At 67.5% G+C, this 17,394-nt stretch carries 15 protein-coding genes; 11 read left to right on the top strand and 4 right to left on the bottom strand.

What is annotated here, in order from left to right; translation table 11 throughout:
- Positions 1-5 precede the first annotated feature (5 nt).
- Positions 6-3,569, bottom strand: a complete 3,564-nt coding sequence (gene dnaE, locus LDL21_RS27105; RefSeq protein ID WP_225282289.1) for a DNA polymerase III subunit alpha — start codon at positions 3,567-3,569, stop codon at positions 6-8.
- Positions 3,570-3,799: 230 nt separating this feature from the next.
- Here dnaE and LDL21_RS27100 point away from each other — a divergent pair, with 230 nt between their 5' ends.
- Positions 3,800-4,978, top strand: a complete 1,179-nt coding sequence (locus tag LDL21_RS27100) for a sensor histidine kinase (protein ID WP_225282288.1) — start codon at positions 3,800-3,802, stop codon at positions 4,976-4,978.
- A 4-nt stretch (positions 4,979-4,982) separates the two neighbouring features.
- Here the strand turns inward: LDL21_RS27100 and LDL21_RS27095 are convergent, their stop codons facing one another.
- Positions 4,983-5,414: an NUDIX hydrolase gene (locus LDL21_RS27095; protein WP_225282287.1), complete on the bottom strand. Its 432-nt coding sequence runs from the start codon at positions 5,412-5,414 to the stop codon at positions 4,983-4,985.
- A 61-nt stretch (positions 5,415-5,475) separates the two neighbouring features.
- Here LDL21_RS27095 and LDL21_RS27090 point away from each other — a divergent pair, with 61 nt between their 5' ends.
- The 8 genes from LDL21_RS27090 to LDL21_RS27055 all read left to right on the top strand — a co-directional run bounded on the left by LDL21_RS27090 (position 5,476) and on the right by LDL21_RS27055 (position 13,994).
- Positions 5,476-5,958 (top strand): GNAT family N-acetyltransferase, encoded by a 483-nt coding sequence (locus LDL21_RS27090; RefSeq protein ID WP_225282286.1) that lies wholly within the window; start codon positions 5,476-5,478, stop codon positions 5,956-5,958.
- Positions 5,959-5,983: 25 nt separating this feature from the next.
- On the top strand, positions 5,984-6,778 hold the full coding sequence (locus LDL21_RS27085) for a LytR/AlgR family response regulator transcription factor (protein WP_225282285.1): 795 nt from the start codon (positions 5,984-5,986) through the stop codon (positions 6,776-6,778).
- Positions 6,775-7,140: a hypothetical protein gene (locus LDL21_RS27080; protein WP_181700610.1), complete on the top strand. Its 366-nt coding sequence runs from the start codon at positions 6,775-6,777 to the stop codon at positions 7,138-7,140. Before LDL21_RS27085 ends, LDL21_RS27080 begins: the two co-directional genes overlap by 4 nt.
- A gap of 269 nt (positions 7,141-7,409) precedes the next feature.
- Positions 7,410-9,155, top strand: coding sequence for a sodium/solute symporter (locus LDL21_RS27075; RefSeq protein WP_225282284.1), 1,746 nt, complete (start codon positions 7,410-7,412; stop codon positions 9,153-9,155).
- A 136-nt stretch (positions 9,156-9,291) separates the two neighbouring features.
- Positions 9,292-9,648, top strand: coding sequence for a DUF485 domain-containing protein (locus LDL21_RS27070; protein ID WP_225282283.1), 357 nt, complete (start codon positions 9,292-9,294; stop codon positions 9,646-9,648).
- The gene (locus tag LDL21_RS27065) at positions 9,645-11,279 is read left to right on the top strand and encodes a monocarboxylic acid transporter (RefSeq protein WP_225282282.1); all 1,635 of its coding nucleotides are present in this window, start codon (positions 9,645-9,647) and stop codon (positions 11,277-11,279) included. Before LDL21_RS27070 ends, LDL21_RS27065 begins: the two co-directional genes overlap by 4 nt.
- A 76-nt stretch (positions 11,280-11,355) precedes the next feature.
- On the top strand, positions 11,356-13,284 hold the full coding sequence (gene acs / locus LDL21_RS27060) for an acetate--CoA ligase (RefSeq protein WP_225282281.1): 1,929 nt from the start codon (positions 11,356-11,358) through the stop codon (positions 13,282-13,284).
- Positions 13,285-13,373: 89 nt separating this feature from the next.
- Positions 13,374-13,994 (top strand): LON peptidase substrate-binding domain-containing protein, encoded by a 621-nt coding sequence (locus LDL21_RS27055; RefSeq protein WP_225282322.1) that lies wholly within the window; start codon positions 13,374-13,376, stop codon positions 13,992-13,994.
- A gap of 13 nt (positions 13,995-14,007) precedes the next feature.
- Here LDL21_RS27055 and LDL21_RS27050 read toward each other — a convergent pair whose 3' ends face one another.
- The gene (locus tag LDL21_RS27050) at positions 14,008-15,270 is read right to left on the bottom strand and encodes a Fic family protein (RefSeq protein ID WP_225282280.1); all 1,263 of its coding nucleotides are present in this window, start codon (positions 15,268-15,270) and stop codon (positions 14,008-14,010) included.
- A 138-nt stretch (positions 15,271-15,408) separates the two neighbouring features.
- On the opposite strand from LDL21_RS27050, the gene LDL21_RS27045 reads away from it, so the two are divergent.
- Positions 15,409-15,816, top strand: coding sequence for a QcrA and Rieske domain-containing protein (locus LDL21_RS27045; RefSeq protein ID WP_225282279.1), 408 nt, complete (start codon positions 15,409-15,411; stop codon positions 15,814-15,816).
- Positions 15,817-15,856: 40 nt separating this feature from the next.
- On the opposite strand, the gene LDL21_RS27040 is transcribed toward LDL21_RS27045, so the two are convergent.
- The gene (locus LDL21_RS27040; protein ID WP_225282278.1) at positions 15,857-16,324 is read right to left on the bottom strand and encodes a VOC family protein; all 468 of its coding nucleotides are present in this window, start codon (positions 16,322-16,324) and stop codon (positions 15,857-15,859) included.
- Positions 16,325-16,440: 116 nt separating this feature from the next.
- On the opposite strand from LDL21_RS27040, the gene LDL21_RS27035 reads away from it, so the two are divergent.
- Entirely contained in the window at positions 16,441-17,289 is an 849-nt protein-coding gene (locus tag LDL21_RS27035) for a TIGR03619 family F420-dependent LLM class oxidoreductase (protein WP_225282277.1), read from the top strand.
- Positions 17,290-17,394: the final 105 nt, after the last annotated feature.

The raw sequence follows: 17,394 nt of genomic DNA, 5'->3' as shown, positions 1-17,394 counted from the left end.
CGGGCTCAGCCCAGGCAGCCCGGCCCGAGTAGTGCTTTCAGGTCGCCCATCAGCGCCGAGGACGGTGAGACCCGCCAGGCGTCGTCGAGCTTGAGCATGGTGGTCTTTTCTCTGGCGCCGACGTGGCGGATGTGCACATCGGACGTTCCGGGATGGCGGGAGAGGACCTTCTTGAGTTCCTTGACCTTGTCCGGCGTGCACATGCGGGTGGTCATGACCACCGACACGGGCTTGGCCACGCCGATCGCCGAAAGGTCGGGCACCACGAGGTCGTTGGCGATCAGGGAGATGCGGTCGTCGCGTACCGAGACACGGGCCTTCACCAGTACGACGGCGTCTTCGACCACGTCCATGCCGTAGACCGAGTAGGACTGGGGAAAGAACAGCACTTCCACGCCACCGGTGAGGTCCTCGAGCTGGGCGGAGGCCCAGGCCAGGCCGTTCTTGTTGATGCGGCGGTTCACCGAGGCGAGGATGCCGCCGATGGTCACCTGCGCGCCGTCCTTGACGTCGCCTTCCAGGATGGCCGGGATGGGGGTGTCCACCTGGGCGGCGAGGACGTGTTCGACGCCGTTGAGCGGGTGGCCCGACACGTACAGGCCGAGCATCTCCCGCTCCAGGGCCAGCTTGTGTTTGGTTTCCCATTCGTCGTCGGGCACCTTCACGTTGAACACCGATGCCATCGACTCGTCGGCGTCGTCCATGCCGCCGAACAGGTCGAACTGGCCGATCGCCTCGGCCTTCTTCGTCGACATCACCGCGTCGATCGCATCGGAATGCACCAGCATCAGGCCCTTGCGGGGATGCCCGAGCGAGTCGAAAGCGCCTGCCTTGATGAGGGATTCGGTAACCTTCTTGGAGCAGGCCGTGGCGTCGATCTTGTTCAGGTAATCGGAGAAGTCGGTGAACTTCGACTTCTCCTTGCGGGCGGCGATGATCGAGGACACCACGTTGGCGCCGACATTGCGCACCGCGCCGAGACCGAAACGGATGTCCTTGCCCACCGAGGCGAAGTTCTGCTCCGACTCGTTGACATCGGGCGGCAGCACCGTGATGCCCATCTTGCGGCAGTCCGACAGGTAGACCGCGGCCTTGTCCTTGTCGTCACCGACGGAGGTAAGCAGACCGGCCATGTACTCGGCCGGATAGTTCGCCTTCAGATAGGCCGTCCAGAACGAGACGAGGCCGTATCCGGCGGCGTGCGACTTGTTGAACGCGTAACCGGCGAACGGGAGGATCGTGTCCCACAGCGCCTTGATGGCCGGTTCGGAGAAGTCGTTGGCGAGCATGCCCTCGCGGAAGCCGGCATAGGCCTCTTCCAGCACCGACAGCTTCTTCTTACCCATGGCGCGGCGCAGGATGTCGGCTTGGCCGAGCGAGTACCCGGCCACCTTCTGCGCGATCTGCATGATCTGTTCCTGATAGACGATCAGGCCGAAGGTGTCGGCCAGGATGTCTTTCAGCGGCTCTTCGAGTTCGGGGTGGATCGGTTTGACTTCTTGCCGCCCGTTCTTACGGTCGGCGTAGTCGTTGTGGGCGTTCATGCCCATCGGGCCGGGACGGTAGAGCGCGAGCACCGCGACGATGTCGCCGAAGCCGGTGGGCTGCATGCGGCGGAGCAGGTCGCGCATGGCGCTGCCGTCGAGCTGGAACACGCCGAGAGTGTCGCCGCGGGCGAGCAATTCGTAGGTGGCCGGGTCATCGAGCGGCAGGTTGTCCATGTCGAGATCGATGCCGCGGTTGGCCTTGATGTTCTCCAGGGCGTCACCGATGACGGTGAGGTTGCGCAGGCCGAGGAAGTCCATCTTCAGCAGGCCGATGGCCTCGCACGACGGGTAGTCCCAACCGGTGATGATCGCGCCGTCCTGGGCGCGCTTCCACACCGGGATGGCGTCGGTGAGCGGCTCCGAGGACATGATGACCGCGCAGGCGTGTACGCCCGCGTTGCGGATCAGCCCTTCCAGACCCTTCGCGGTCTCGTAGATCTTGGCGACATCGGGGTTGGTGCTGATGAGTTCGCGGACCTCGGCGGCTTCCTTGTACCGCTCGTGGTCGGGATCGGTGATGCCGGCGACCGAGATGTCCTTGGCCATGATCGGCGGGGGCAGCGCCTTGGAGATCTGGTCGGCGATGGCGAAACCGGGCTGGCCGAACAGGACTCGCGCGGAGTCCTTGATCGCGGCCTTGGTCTTGATGGTGCCGAACGTGATGACCTGGGCCACCCGGTCGCTGCCCCACTTCTCGGTGGCGTAGCGGACCATCTCACCGCGGCGGCGATCGTCGAAGTCGATATCGATATCGGGCATCGACACGCGCTCGGGGTTGAGGAATCGCTCGAACAGCAGACCGTGCGGGATGGGGTCGATATTGGTGATGCCCATCGCGTAGGCGACCAGCGAACCGGCGGCCGAACCACGGCCGGGGCCGACGCGGATACCGACTTCGAGTGCGTGCTTGATGAGGTCACCGACGACGAGGAAGTAGGCGGGGAACCCCATGTCGCAGATGACTTTGAGCTCGAAGTCGGCGCGGTCGAGGTATTCGCGTGACGGACCGTCGGGGAAGCGGCGATCCAGGCCCTCGAGGACCTCCTTTCGCAGCCAGCTGGCCTGCGTATGGCCTTCGGGGACCGGGAAGATCGGCATCCGGTCGCGGTGCTGCCACACCTCGTCGTAGGGCTGGACCCGTTCGCCGATGAGTTCGGTGTTGTCACACGCGCCGGGGACTTCGGCGTCCCAGATGGCACGCATCTCCTCGGCTGATTTCAGATAGTAGCCGTCACCGTCGAATTTGAAGCGGGTGGGGTCCGAGAGCGTCTTGCCGGTCTGAATGCACAGCAGCGCTTCATGATTGGTCGACTGGTCCTTGGTGACGTAATGGCAGTCGTTGGTGGCCAGCGGGGGGATATCGAGCTGCTTGCTCACCATGAGCAGGCCCTCACGCACACGACGCTCGATCGACAGACCGTGGTCCATCACCTCGAGGAAGAAGTTCTCCTTACCGAAGATTTCCTGCCACTTCGCGGCGGCCTCGAGGGCTTCACGCTCGTGCCCGAGGCGAAGACGGGTCTGCACCTCACCCGAGGGGCAACCGGTGGTGGCGATGATGCCCTCGGCGTGCTGGGCGATGATCTCCTCGTCCATCCGCGCCCACTTACCGAGCTGACCCTCGATCGAGGCAAGACTCGACAGCTTGAACAGGTTCCGCAGACCGGTCGCGTTCTCGGCGACCATCGTCATATGGGTGTAGGCACCGGAACCGGAGACGTCGTCACTCTTCTGCGACGGATCACCCCACAGCACACGCTTGGTGTCGAACCGCGAACCCGGCGCGATGTAGGCCTCGATGCCGATGATCGGCTTGATGCCCGCCTTCTTCGCGGAGTTGTAGAACTCCGAAGCGCCGTACATGTTGCCGTGGTCGGTCATCCCGACCGCGGTCATCCCCAACCGCTCCGCCTCCGCGAACAACGGCGAAATCTTCGCCGCACCGTCGAGCATGGAGTACTCGGTGTGGTTGTGCAGGTGAACGAACGATCCGGACGAAGCCAAGACGGTCCTTCCTCCCATGGTGTCGACGGGGGTTGGCCTTGGCATTCTAGGCATGTGGGTACGACAAGTTTTCCCGTGCCACACGGGCGCCCTGCCTCCGCCTGGCAATGGTCCGGCGTGTCGTGGTCAAGGTCACCGGCGCGTCCTCGGCGGTGTCCGTTTTCCGCCGGTCGGATCCCGGCGGCGGAGACGTCGACGGCGTGCGGTCACGGTCATAATCGGAGCGTGCGGGCTGAGCGGATCGATCCATGACCACCTTCGTGGTCGCTGTCGCGGTGGTGGTGGCGATGGCGATGGTCGTGCTGTTGATCTGGCGGCGGACGCAGCGGGTGGTGACGACTCCCGCGCAGCGGGCGGTGCATCAGGCGTTGCATACGGCGTCGTTGGCGGCGGTGCCGTTGCGGCGGGGGTTGACCGAGGAGTCGGCGCGGGCGGCGGCGCCGCATCTGCGGACGTTGGCGGCGGCGGAGGGGTTGGGGGTCGCCGATGCGGAGGGGGTGCTGCTGGCGTGGGACGGGCCGCATACGGGGATGCTGGGGTCCTTCGGTGCGGCGGCGCGGCGGGCCATCGCTTCGGAGCGGCCGGTGCTGGTCGACGGTGACGAGCACACGTTGATCGCGCAACCGTTGCTGACCGATGTGGGGGCGGCGGTCGGTGCGCTCGGGATGGTGATCACCGGCAAGCCGGGGCCGGGGATGCTCGGTGCGGCGGCCGAGGTGGCGCGGTATGCCTGTGGGCAGTTGGAATTGGCGGAACTGGATGCCTCGCGGGCCCGGGTCGACCGGGCGGAGGTGCGGGCGTTGCGCGCCCAGATCAGCCCGCATTTCATCTACAACGCGCTCAATACGATCGCCTCGTTCGTGCGCACCGATCCCGACCGGGCGCGCGAACTGATCCTCGAATTCGCCGACTTCACCCGGTACTCGTTCCGGGCGGCGGGCGAATTCACCGTGCTGGCCGACGAATTACGCAATATCGAACGGTATCTGGCGTTGGAGCAAGCCCGTTTCGGTGACGCGCTCGATGTGCGGCTACGGATCGCCCCGGAGGTGCTGGGCGTCGTCCTGCCGTTCCTCGCCCTGCAACCGCTGGTCGAGAACGCGGTGCGGCACGGGCTCGGCGGCGGCAGACACGGCGGGCAGTTGAGCATCGTAGCCAGCGACGAAGGGACCGACTGCCTCATCAGCGTCGAGGACGACGGCATCGGCATGGACCCCGACCTGCTGCGCTCCGGCGCCCTCGACGCCGTCGACACCTCCGGCCCGACCCGCACCGGCGAAGCCGCCCACGTGGGCCTGTCCAATGTCGACGACCGCCTCCGCGCCGCCTTCGGCAACGACTACGGCCTCGTCGTGGAAACCGCCCCCGGCGCGGGCACCAAGGTCAGCATGCGAGTCCCCAAGTTCCGCCCCGGAATCCGGGCCTGACTCATCACGGCCGAGTCAGCAACGACAACCAGGCATCCTGATGGTCGGCCAGTGGCTCGTCGAGCGGCAACCCCACGAAGCGGCAGGCGAACAACATCCCGCTGTCCACGCCTTCGCCTTCCACCCGGTGCAGCCACGAATCAGGCGTTTCCGGGCCGGCGCGTAGATGAAAGTAGGTCGTCGACCGCTGCTGCCCGGTCACAGGATGTGCCCGGTCGTCCACCGCGAGTTCCTCGACGATCGACACCTCACGCAGCCCCGTTTCCTCGAAGACTTCGCGCAGGACCGCTTCCTCGAGCCGCTCACCGAGGTGGACGCCGCCTGCCGGAATTTGCGTTCCGGCTTCCGGCATTCCGGCGTGGTCGAACACCAGCAGTTCCGGGCCACCGCCCACGCGAATCACATACGCGGCCACTCGGATTCGCGGTTCACGCACAACCATATTGTGCCCGACGAAACTGTCCTCAGCAGGCCTCGACCGCGCGCTAACCTGCGGTATGCCCGAGTTGATCGTGCCGCACGTGCATTGGCATACGGCGTGGCTGGATGCCCACGACGAGTGGGGAGCGGGTGTCCAGGAGGACGGATTCGGGCTGCTGGCGGAAGACGAGGTCCGGTCTGTACGAGGGTTCGAGGCCTGGGTGCGCCGGTTGACCGAAGTGGATCGCGATCGCTGCGTCTACCGGTGGATCGTCGAAGGTGATCGGGTGCTCGGCGGGATCGCCATGAAGCTCGAATGCGGCGAATTCGGGCACATCGGGTACGGAATCAGACCGTCTGCTCGGCGGCGGGGGCTCGGTACATGGGCGCTAGGGCGGATGCTCGGTGAGGCGCGGAACTACGGTCTCGAGCGGATCGTGCTCATCTGCGCCGAGGACAATGTCGCGTCGGCGCGGACGATCGAACGCAACGGCGGCGTCCTGGAGGGGATCGTCGAGACCGATCTCGGGCAGGCGCGGCGGTACGTGGTCGGCGTCTGAATCCAGCCGCTACGATGAGCGGGCTGTGACCTGGAACACTGATGACGCTTCGACCGCTCTGCGGGTGCTGGCTGTCGACGACGAGAAGCCCGCGCTCGACGAGCTGGTGTATCTGCTCAACGAGCAGGTCGGGGTGGGGGAAGTGCACGGGGCGTCCGAGGCGACGGGGGCTTTGCGGGTGTTGCGGGCGCATCCGGTCGATGCGGTGTTTCTCGATATCGACATGCCGGGGCTGACGGGGATGGAACTGGCGGGGATTCTGTCGGAGTTTGCCGAGCCACCGGCGGTGGTGTTCGTGACCGCGCACGACGATCACGCGGTGGCCGCGTTCGATCTGGGGGCCGTGGATTACCTGCTCAAACCGTTGCGGGCGGCGCGGCTGGCCGAGGCGGTGCGGCGGATCGCGGCGGCCCGGGCGACGGTGCCGGCTTCGCCCCCGGAGCAGACGCATCCGAGCGAGGTGATCCCGGTGGAACTCGGCGGGGTCACCACACTGGTGCACCGGGCCGATGTGGCCTGGGTGGAGGCCGACGGCGATTACGCGCGCCTGCACACCAGGACCGGGTCGCACCTGGTGCGCATCCCGCTCACTGCCCTCGAATCACGCTGGGAGGGTGCGGGTTTCCTGCGGGTGCACCGGTCGTACCTGGTGGCGTTACGGCTGGTCACCGGGTTGCGCAGCACGGGAAGCGGCACGGTTGTCTGCCTGCGCGCGGAAGGCGCGTCCGGCGCGGTGGAGTTGCCGGTGAGCAGGCGGCAGGTGCGGGAACTCAAACAGCGCCTCGTGCACGGGCCACGGCAGAACTGGTCGCAGCGATGACCGGTCCGCAACGGCCACAGCGCGAGCGGGTAGTGCTCGCGCAGCGGCGCGGTGCGCGTCGGGTGCGTACCCGCACCGAGGTGGTGGAGCAGACCGATCTCGGGGCGGCGCTGATCGGCGGACTGATCCGCGCCCAGCTCGGGCTCGCCCTTCGCCTCGGTTTCGTGGTCGTCGCCGGATTCGGTGCGCTGCCGCTGCTGTTCGGGATCGACGCCGTCGCCTCGACGACCGTCCTCGGTATCCGCCTCCCCTGGCTGATCCTCGGCCTCCTCGCGTTCCCGCTGCTGTACGCCGTGGGTCGGGTGTATGTCCGGCTGGCCCAGCGCAACGAGGACGACTTCCTCGAACTGGCAGGTGACTGAGCCGTGCGTATTCGGGTACCGAAATCGCGGTCGCGCCGCGGCACAACTTGCGAGGCCCCCGGGGAGAGCTCACCTGCGCCGATGTCATCGCCGCACGTGGCCTGCGCCGCCGCGAACCACCGCAGGCCTCGCCAGAAGCCGAGCGGCGCGAGCGGTCGGCGATCGCTTGGGCCACCGCTGGATGCTGGTGGTCGGTACAGTCGCCCCGTCTCCCCCGCGACGACGGGCACGGCGGTGCGGGATTCGACATCACGCGGAGGCAACTCCCGATGACCTCGGGCATTCCGATGCTCACCGTGGCGGCGCTGGTACTCGCAGCTCTGGCCACGATCGGCATCGGCCTGTACGGGGTCCGGCTGTCGCGCACGACGTCGGACTTCCTGGTCGCCTCCCGCACGGTCGGTTCACGCTGGAACGCGGCGGCCATCTCGGGTGAATACCTCTCCGCCGCGTCGTTTCTCGGCGTCGCGGGACTGATCGCCAAGTACGGCGCCGACGCACTCTGGTACCCGGTGGGGTTCACGGCGGGCTACCTGGGTCTGCTGATGTTCGTCGCCGCTCCCCTTCGCCGCTCCGGCGCCTACACCGTCCCCGACTTCGCCGAGTTCCGGCTCGGTTCGATCCGGTTGCGGCGCATGGCCGCCGGGGTGGTCGTCGTGGTGTGCGCGGTGTACCTCATTCCCCAGTTCCAGGGCGCGGGCCTGACCCTGCACCTGCTGCTCGGGGTGCCCGCCTGGGTGGGCGCGGTCGCGGTCGGCACCATCGTGCTCGCCAATGTGATCGGCGGCGGGATGCGCTCGGTGACGCTGGTGCAGGCCTTCCAGTATTGGTTGAAACTGACCGCCGTCGCGATCCCCGCCCTTGTCCTCGGGCTGCACTTCCTCGCCGACGAACGCCCGCTCGGCACCCCGGCCCCGCCGACGGTCGACCGGCTCACCACCGTCGACATCACCACGGATGTGGTTGTGCACCTGGACGTTTCCCAGGTGGTCACCGTGCACGGCACCCTCGACGGGCAGAACACCGCAGGCCAGGTGACGCTGACACCGGGTGACCACACCCTGGCCGAAGGCACCGAGCTGTTCTTGGCACCCGGTTCGGCGGTACCGGTCGTCGCCGGCGCACCGTCCGACGGCACCGGCTGGGTCGAACCCGGTGGCGGCTTCGGCGGGAATCATCCCCGGTACCAGGTGTTCTCGCTGATCGTCGCGACCTTCCTCGGCACCATGGGGCTACCGCACGTGCTCGTCCGCTTCTACACGAACCGGGACGGACCGTCCGCGCGGCGCACGGCGCTCACTGTGATCGGTCTGGTCGGCCTGTTCTATCTGTTCCCGATCCTGCTCGGCGTCTTCGCCCGGCTGTACGTTCCGCAACTGCTCATCACCGGCGCCTCGGACGCGGCGGTCGTGCTGTTACCGGGTGCCGTTCTCGGCGGGCTCGGTGGTCAGGTGCTCACCGCGCTGGCGGCGGCCGGAGCGATCGCGGCGTTCCTGTCCACGTCGTCGGGATTGCTGGTGAGTCTGGCCGGGGTGCTCAGCACCGATGTGCTGCGCGGAAGGATCCGTGACTTCCGGGCGGCAGCCCTGGTCGCCGGGCTCGTTCCCCTCACGCTCGCGCTCACCGTCGCCTCGCTCGACCTGTCGCGCACGGTCGCGCTCGCGTTCTCGGTGGCCGCCTCGACGCTGTGCCCGCTGCTCGTGCTCGGCATCTGGTGGCGTGGGCTCACCGCCACCGGCGCGGCGTGCGGCATGCTCGTCGGCGCTGTCACCGCGGGCGGGGCGACCGTGGTCGCGGTGCTCGGCGGGGTCCCGACCGACGTGGCCGACGGTTGGGCGACGGCGATCGTCGACTACCCGGCCGCGGTGAGCGTGCCGCTGGCCTTCGCGGTGACCGTCGTGGTGAGCCTGCTCGGCAAGCGGCCGGAGGGGCGGGTCGTCGCGGGCATCTTCCTGCGCATGCACGCACCGGAACGGCTCGGGATGGGCGCGGACCGCAACCCGGTCGACCGCTGACCGGCCGACCGTTCACCGCACGCCGACGACCGTTCACCGCACAGGTGAGCACCTTCACCGAGTGACCCACACCACAGAACGCCGTGCGCCCTACCGTCATCACAGAGCACCTCCCCCTTCACGCTAGGACCCCGGCATGACCGAAACCGACACCGAAAAAGCGCCCGACCGGCGCCCGCCGAGTGCCGCCGAATTCCTCGCCGTGCAGGCGAGCCCGCAGTTCCAGGATCTGCGGAACCGGCTGCGCCGCTTCGTCTTCCCGATGACCGCACTGTTCCTGGTGTGGTACCTGACCTATGTGGTGCTCGGCGCGTACGCGCACGACTTCATGGCCACACCGGTCTTCGGCAATATCAACGTCGGACTATTGCTCGGCCTCGCGCAGTTCGTCACGACCTTCGTCATCACCGGCGCGTATGTCCGGTTCGCCAACCGTGAGCTGGATCCGCGGGCCGCGGCCATCCGGGAAGAACTCGAAGGGGACCGCGCATGAGCATTCTCGCCGCGGATACGACGGTGGGTAACCCCGTCGCCAATATCGCTATCTTCGGACTGTTCGTGGTGGTCACCATGGTCGTGGTGATCCGGGCCAGCCGCAACAACGCCAGTGCCGCGGACTATTTCACCGGTGGTCGCGGGTTCTCGGGACCGCAGAACGGCATCGCCATCGCCGGTGACTACCTGTCGGCGGCCAGCTTCCTCGGTATCGCAGGCGCCATCGCCGTCTACGGCTACGACGGGTTCCTGTACTCGATCGGATTCCTCGTCGCCTGGCTGGTCGCGCTGCTGCTGGTGGCCGAAATGCTGCGCAACACCGGCAAATTCACGATGGCCGACGTGCTCAGTTTCCGGTTGAAGGAGGGCCCGGTTCGCACCGCGGCCGCGCTGACCACGCTCACGGTGTCGCTGTTCTACCTGCTCGCGCAGATGGCGGGTGCGGGCGGTCTGGTCGCCTTGCTGCTCGACATCTCCTCGCGTGCGGGGCAATCGGTGGTCATCGCGATCGTCGGCGTGCTGATGATCGTGTATGTGCTCGTCGGCGGGATGAAGGGCACCACCTGGGTGCAGATCATCAAGGCGGTCCTGCTGATCGCCGGTGCCGCGCTGATGACGGTGATGGTGTTCGCCAAGTTCGGGTTCAATCTGTCCGACATCCTCGGTGCCGCACAGGAATCGGTGAGCGAGTCGGCCAACAAGGCCGTCGCGAGCCGCGATGTGCTCGCCCCCGGCGCCCAGTACGGCGGCAGCGAGATGTCGAAGCTGAACTTCCTGTCGCTGGGTCTGGCACTCGTGCTCGGCACCGCTGGTCTGCCGCACGTCCTGATGCGCTTCTACACGGTGCCGACCGCGAAAGAGGCTCGACGCTCGGTGGTGTGGGCGATCGGTCTGATCGGCGCGTTCTACCTGTTCACCCTGGTGCTCGGCTACGGCGCGGCGGCCATCGTGGGCCCGGACAAGATCCTGGCTGCGGCGGGCGGGCAGAACGCGGCGGCACCGCTGCTGGCCTTCGAGCTCGGCGGCGTGATCCTGCTCGGTGTGATCTCGGCGGTGGCGTTCGCGACCATCCTCGCCGTCGTCGCCGGTCTGACGATCACCGCGTCGGCGTCGTTCGCGCACGACATCTACGCCAGCGTGATCAAGAAGGGCAACGTCGACGAGCGCAAGCAGGTGCGGGTCTCGCGGATCACCGCCGTGGTGATCGGTGTGCTCGCGATCGGCCTCGGCATCCTGGCCAACGGCCAGAACATCGCGTTCCTGGTGGCGCTGGCCTTCGCGGTGGCGGCGGCGGCGAACCTGCCGACCATCCTGTACTCGCTGTTCTGGAAGCGGTTCAACACCACCGGCGCGCTGTGGTCGATGTACGGCGGCTTGATCTCGACCATCGTGCTCATCGTGTTCTCCCCGGCGGTGTCGGGCACCAAGACCTCGATGATCACCGGGACCGACTTCCACTGGTTCCCGCTGTCCAACCCGGGCATCGTGTCCATCCCGCTGGCGTTCGTGCTCGGTGTGGTCGGCACCTATCTGGGTGGGCGCGGCGAGAAGGTCGACCTCGGCAAGGCCGCGGAGATGGAAGTACGTGCCCTGACCGGCGTCGGTGCGGAGAAGGCGATCTCGCACTGATGTCCCCCACGCCCGTTCCGGTGGTTCGTCCCACCGGAACGGGCTGTCCCCCTGAGTGTTTCGAAGGAGAATTGTTGTGACCGGCGCAGTGACCAATCCCGCGACCAGCTTCGGACCGAGTGCGGAGTTCGCCGCCCAGGCGAACGCGACCGCCGACCTCTACGAGCGGGCCGACGCCGACCGCGACGGCTTCTGGGCCGAGCAGGCGCGCCGGTTGCACTGGCACACGCCGTTCACCCAGGTACTGGACTGGTCTGACGCACCGGTGGCGAAGTGGTTCGCCGACGGCGAGCTGAACGTGGCCTACAACTGCCTCGACCGGCATGTGCTCGACGGGCACGGCGACCAGGTCGCCGTCCTGTGGGAGGGTGAGCCGGGCGACTCGCGGGCGATCACCTATCAGGAACTGCTCGACGAAGTGTGCCGGGCGGCCAACACTTTCAGCGCGCTCGGGCTCGTCGCCGGTGATCGGGTGGCCATCTACATGCCGATGGTGCCCGAGGCGATCGTGGCGATGCTGGCGTGTGCGCGGTTGGGGCTCACGCATTCGGTGGTGTTCGCCGGGTTCTCGCCGAGCGCGCTGCGTCAGCGGGTCGACGACGCGCAGGCGCGGCTGATCGTGACTACCGACGGGCAGTGGCGGCGGGGTAAGCCCGCGCCGTTGAAGTACGCCGTGGACGAGGCGCTCGGTGACGACCCGACCAGCGTCGAGCATGTGCTGGTGGTGCGCCGGACCGGGTTGGATGTGCCGTGGACCGAGGTTCGTGATCTGTGGTGGGACGAAACGGTTTCCACCGCATCGCCGTCGCACGAGGCGCAGGCGTTTCCGGCCGAGCATCCACTGTTCATCCTCTACACCTCCGGCACGACCGGGAAGCCGAAGGGCATCCTGCACACCAGCGGCGGATATCTCACCCAGACCGCCTACACCCACCACAACGTCTTCGATCACAAGGCCGGACAAGACGTCTACTGGTGCACCGCCGACATCGGATGGGTCACCGGACACAGCTACATCGTCTACGGACCCCTGGCCAACCGCGCCACCCAGGTCGTCTACGAAGGCACCCCGAACTCCCCCAATGAGCACCGCCACTTCGAGATCATCGAAAAGTACGGCGTCACCATCTATTACACGGCGCCCACGCTGATCCGCACCTTCATGAAGTGGGGTCGTGAGATCCCCGACGCCCACGATCTGTCGTCGCTGCGTCTGCTTGGCTCGGTCGGCGAACCGATCAATCCCGAAGCGTGGCGTTGGTACCGGGAAGTGTTCGGCGACAACAAGACTCCGATCGTGGACACCTGGTGGCAGACCGAGACCGGCGCCATCATGATCTCGCCGCTGCCCGGCGTCACCGCTGCCAAGCCCGGCGCGGCCATGCGTGCGCTGCCCGGTGTTTCGGCGAATGTCGTCGACGACGACGGATCACCGCTGAGCGCCGACGCGTCGGGCCTGCTCGTGTTGGACAAGCCGTGGCCGTCGATGCTGCGCGGTATCTGGAACGACATGGACCGCTACCGCGAAACCTATTGGCAGCGTTTCGCTGCCGAAGGCTGGTACTTCGCCGGTGACGGCGCCAAACTCGACACCGACGGCGACCTCTGGGTCCTCGGCCGCGTCGACGACGTCATGAACGTCTCCGGCCACCGCATCTCCACCGCCGAAGTCGAATCCGCCCTCGTCGGCCACCCCGCCGTCGCCGAAGCCGCTGTCGTCGGCGCCACCGACCCCACCACAGGCCAAGGCATCGTCGCCTTCGTCATCCTCACCGGCTCCACCACCCCCGACGACACCCTCGCCGACACCCTCAAAGCCGAGGTATCCAAACAGATCAGCCCCATCGCCAAACCCCGCGAAATCCACATCGTCCCCGAACTCCCCAAAACCCGCAGCGGCAAAATCATGCGCCGCCTCCTACGCGACATCGCCGAAGGACGCGAACTCGGCGACACCTCGACCCTCGTCGACCCCGCCGTCTTCGAGGCGATCGCCAAGGCATGAGCGCCCGGGACCAGGGCTCTCGGCTCCCCGGCGAGTCCGAACACGGACAACGTGACCCAAACGGGCATGCTGTGACCGTGGAGATTCCGATGTTCCCCCTGGGTACCGTGCTGCTGCCCGGTGAGCCGTTGTCCCTGCAGATCTTCGAGCCACGGTATGTGGCGCTGGTTCGCGACTGTCTCGACGGCAGTCGCGAACCGGAGTTCGGCGTGGTGCTGATCGAACGTGGCAGCGAAGTCGGCGGTGGCGACGTGCGCACCGACGTGGGTGTGCTCGCCCAGATCACCGATGTGACCGAACTGCCCGGCGACCGGTTCCGTCTGCGCTGCCTCGGCACCGAACGCCTGCGGGTTCAGCAGTGGCTCCCCGACGACCCCTACCCCCGCGCCGAAACCTCGGTCTGGCCCGACGAACCCGGCGCCGACGACACCGCCCTGCTGGACGACCTGCGCGAGCGCGCCACCCGCCTCCACGACCTCACCACCCGCCTCGCCCTGCGCAGCGGCATCCGCCACCCACCACCGTCGGCCCCCCTCGACCAGCTCCCCACCGACCCGACCACCCGCTCCTACACTCTCGCCGCCGCCCTCCCCATCTCCCTCACCGACCGCCAATCCGCCCTCACCGCCCCCGACCCCCACACCCGCCTCACCCACCTGTCGACAGCCCTCGACGACGCCATCGCCATGGTCGAGTTCCGCCTCCAATAGCGTTGCGCGGCACTCAGGTGCGCGGCACCGGGCGATGCGGCGAACGGGTCGACCCCTCGGGATTCGCCAGGCACCGTTCGAGCGCACCGAAGGCCTCGAACACCTCGGGTGCCTCGAAGGCGCGATTGCGGCGCCCGACCGTGAGCTGGCGGAGGACGCCCGCCTCGACCAAGCGGTCGATGGCGGCATTGGCCGCGGGAAAACTGCGATCGGCGAGGGCAGCCGCAGTCGCGACAGTGACGATCGGTGCCCCGACGAGGTGCGGCAGCAACCGTGCCACCGCGGAATCGGCGCGCATCGGCGCCAGTCGATCCGTCCAGCTCGCCAGCAGAGCGGCCGTGCGCGACTCGAAGATCATCGCGTCGGCCACGGACCGGCTGCATGCGGCGGCGAAGCGACCGATCCACGTATTCACTCCGTCCATCGCGGCAGCCGTATCCGGTGGGCCGAGATGCCGAAATGCGGTGAGCCCGTCGATATAGCTGCGGATGGACGTGGCCAGCACCAGCGAGACTGGGGCGACGACCCGCTCCGAGAGACCGCGACGCCGCAGGACGAGGTGGATCAGCACTCGCCCGGTGCGGCCGTTGCCGTCGACGAACGGGTGGATCGTCTCGAACTGGGCGTGGGCGATCGCTGCCTGCGCGACGGCGGGCAGGTCGTCGGTGTTGACGAATTCGATCAAGTCCTCCATCAAGTCGGGCACCCGATCCGCGGGTGGAGGCACGTACACCGCGGAGCACGGGTTGTACGAGCTGCCCCCGAGCCAGTTCTGCTGATCCCGGTACCGCCCGCCGTGTGCGGCCACCCGTGTGCCCGCCAGCAGTCGTCGATGCGCGTCGAGCAGCACCGCAGTGCTGATCTGCTCTCCGCTGCCGACCGATCGCACACCGGTGGCCATCGCCTCGATATTGGCGAGCACCTCGGTGGCGGTGACATCGGTCGACTCGTTCAGGATTGCCGCGGCCTCCGCGCGCAACAACCGTCGCGCTCCGATTTCCAGACCCTCGATCCGGGAGGACGCGACGGCCTCGGCCCGCAACAACAGCCGGGACAACACCTCCGTGTCGGACAATGCCGCAGCATCACGGTCGAGCCGGGCCAACGCGACCTCAGCATCGGCGACATCGGCACTCGTTCCCCCGTCGAGCAGGAAAGATCGCCCTACGAGCGGATCTGGAAGGTAGGCGTGGTAGGTCCCCGCACTCCGGTCACGACGGGAAAGACCACCACGGTCCAGCGAACTCGACCAGTGGCACCGCAGTAGCTCTGCCATCCGCTCCTCCTTTATTAAAGGTTAGCCGATAACCTTTAATAAGAGCCTCGCCAGAGTGTCGTTTCGAACCGGACAGGTGGTGATGCCGTTGTCTGGGGAAAGAGCGGAATGGGCCGCTCGAGGTTCGAGGAGGCGGCGATGAGCGGTGATGTTGTGGTGGGGCGGCGGAGCGTGGTGGCGGGGGCCGGGGTGTTGGCCGCGGCGGCGGTGGTGCCTGCGTGTGGGGACGGGGGCGGGTCGGGGTCGACGGGGGCGCCTGCCGCGCCGGGGACAGCGTTGGCCAAGACCGGGGACGTTCCGGTGGGTGGTGGGGTGATCGTCGGCGACACCGTGATCACGCAGCCGACGGCGGGGGCATTCGTCGGGCTTTCGGCGACCTGCACGCATGCGGGGTGCAAGGTGACGTCGGTGAAGGACGGGGTGATCGTGTGCCCGTGTCACGGGAGCCGGTTCGAGCTGGACGGGGCGGTGCGTGGCGGGCCCGCACGCAACCCATTGCCTACGAAACCGGTTCGGGTCGAAGGGGATTCGATCGTTTCCGGGTAGCGGTTGCGCCGGGCTCCTGACCGGAGCCCGGCGGGTGCGCTCAGCTCGCGTTCATCATCTCGGCCATGCGCCGGTCCATTTCCTCCGGCGACACGTCCTCGATGTGGGTGGCCACGGTCCAGCGGTGACCCCACGGGTCCTCGAAGGAGCCGGTGCGGTCACCGTAGAACTGGTCGCCCATCGGGGTGATCTGCGAGGCGCCCGCTTCGAGGGCGGCGGCGAAGACGGCGTCGGCGTCGGGGACGTAGACCATCAGGTTCACCGGCGAGCCGCCGATGGACTTCGGGTCGACGAAACCGATGTCGGGAACAGGGTCGCCGACCATCAGGACGGAATCGCCGATCAGCAGTTCGCTGTGCACGATCGTCCCGTCGGGACCTGGCATGCGCATGCGCTCGGTGGCGCCGAGGACGGAAATGTAGAAGGCGAGCGCTTCCGCGGCTCCCGCACAGGCGATGCCGGGACAGATTGCCGGATAACCAGCGGGAATGGGTGACACATCGGACATCGGATACCTCCGGGTCGACGGTGTTGCTCGGATGCCGTCGAGCCTATTCCTCTGTCGCCCACACCGGAACCCTGGTAGAACTTGTTTCAGTTTTGACTATCCAGGAGGGCCGGGGCGTGCGGTACGGGATCGTGTTGTTCACCAGTGACCGGGGCATTACGCCCGCCGACGCGGCCTCGGCCGCCGAACAGGCGGGATTCGACGCCTTCTACGTGCCCGAGCACACTCATATCCCGGTGGTCCGGGCCGCGGCACATCCGCAGACCGGCGACTCCTCGCTCCCCGACGACCGCTATCTGCGCACCCTCGACCCGTGGGTCGCCCTGGCCACCGCCGCCGCGGTCACCAGCCGGATCACGCTGTCGACGGCGGTAGCGCTACCCGCCGAACACCACCCGATCACCCTGGCCAAATCCATCGCCTCGCTCGATCACCTCAGCGGCGGCCGGGTGGAACTCGGTGTCGGCTTCGGCTGGAACACCGACGAGCTCGCCCACCACGGCGTGCCGGCCAACAAGCGCCGCACGGTGCTGCGCGAACATCTCGACGCCATGCGGACGCTGTGGTCGAACGAGGAGGCCGAGTTCGACGGCGACTTCGTGAAGTTCGGGCCGAGCTGGTCCTGGCCGAAACCGGTGCACGCGGGAGTTCCGGTGCTGCTCGGCGCGGGCGGCACCGAGAAGACCTTCGCCTGGCTCGCCGCGCACGCCGACGGTTGGATCACCACGCCCACCGAAGACGACCTCGGCGCGAAAATCGAACTGTTGCAGCGTGTCTGGAAGGAAGCCGAGCGCGAGGGCAGCCCGCGTGTGATCGCGCTCGCGGGCAAGCACAATGCCGAACAGCTGGCTCGGTGGGACGATCTCGGTGTCACAGAGGTTGTTTTCGGACTGCCGGACCGGGACGCTGCCGAGGTGACCGGCTACATCGCGCATCTCGGCGGAAAGCTCGGCCTGCTCGGCTGACGAGTGGGCCCACTCCGGCCGCTCCTGTCACACCTGCTGCCGCCGCTCCGGCCGCGCCAGTAGCCCGTGCGGCCCCGCTCCGGCCGAGCTAGTAGCCCGTGCGGC

Origin of the sequence: Nocardia rosealba, assembly GCF_020216065.1 — a bacterium.
GTDB classification, from domain to species: domain Bacteria; phylum Actinomycetota; class Actinomycetes; order Mycobacteriales; family Mycobacteriaceae; genus Nocardia; species Nocardia rosealba.
Note: the sequence above shows the minus strand (reverse complement) of the source record. Positions and strands in the feature narration are given on the sequence as shown.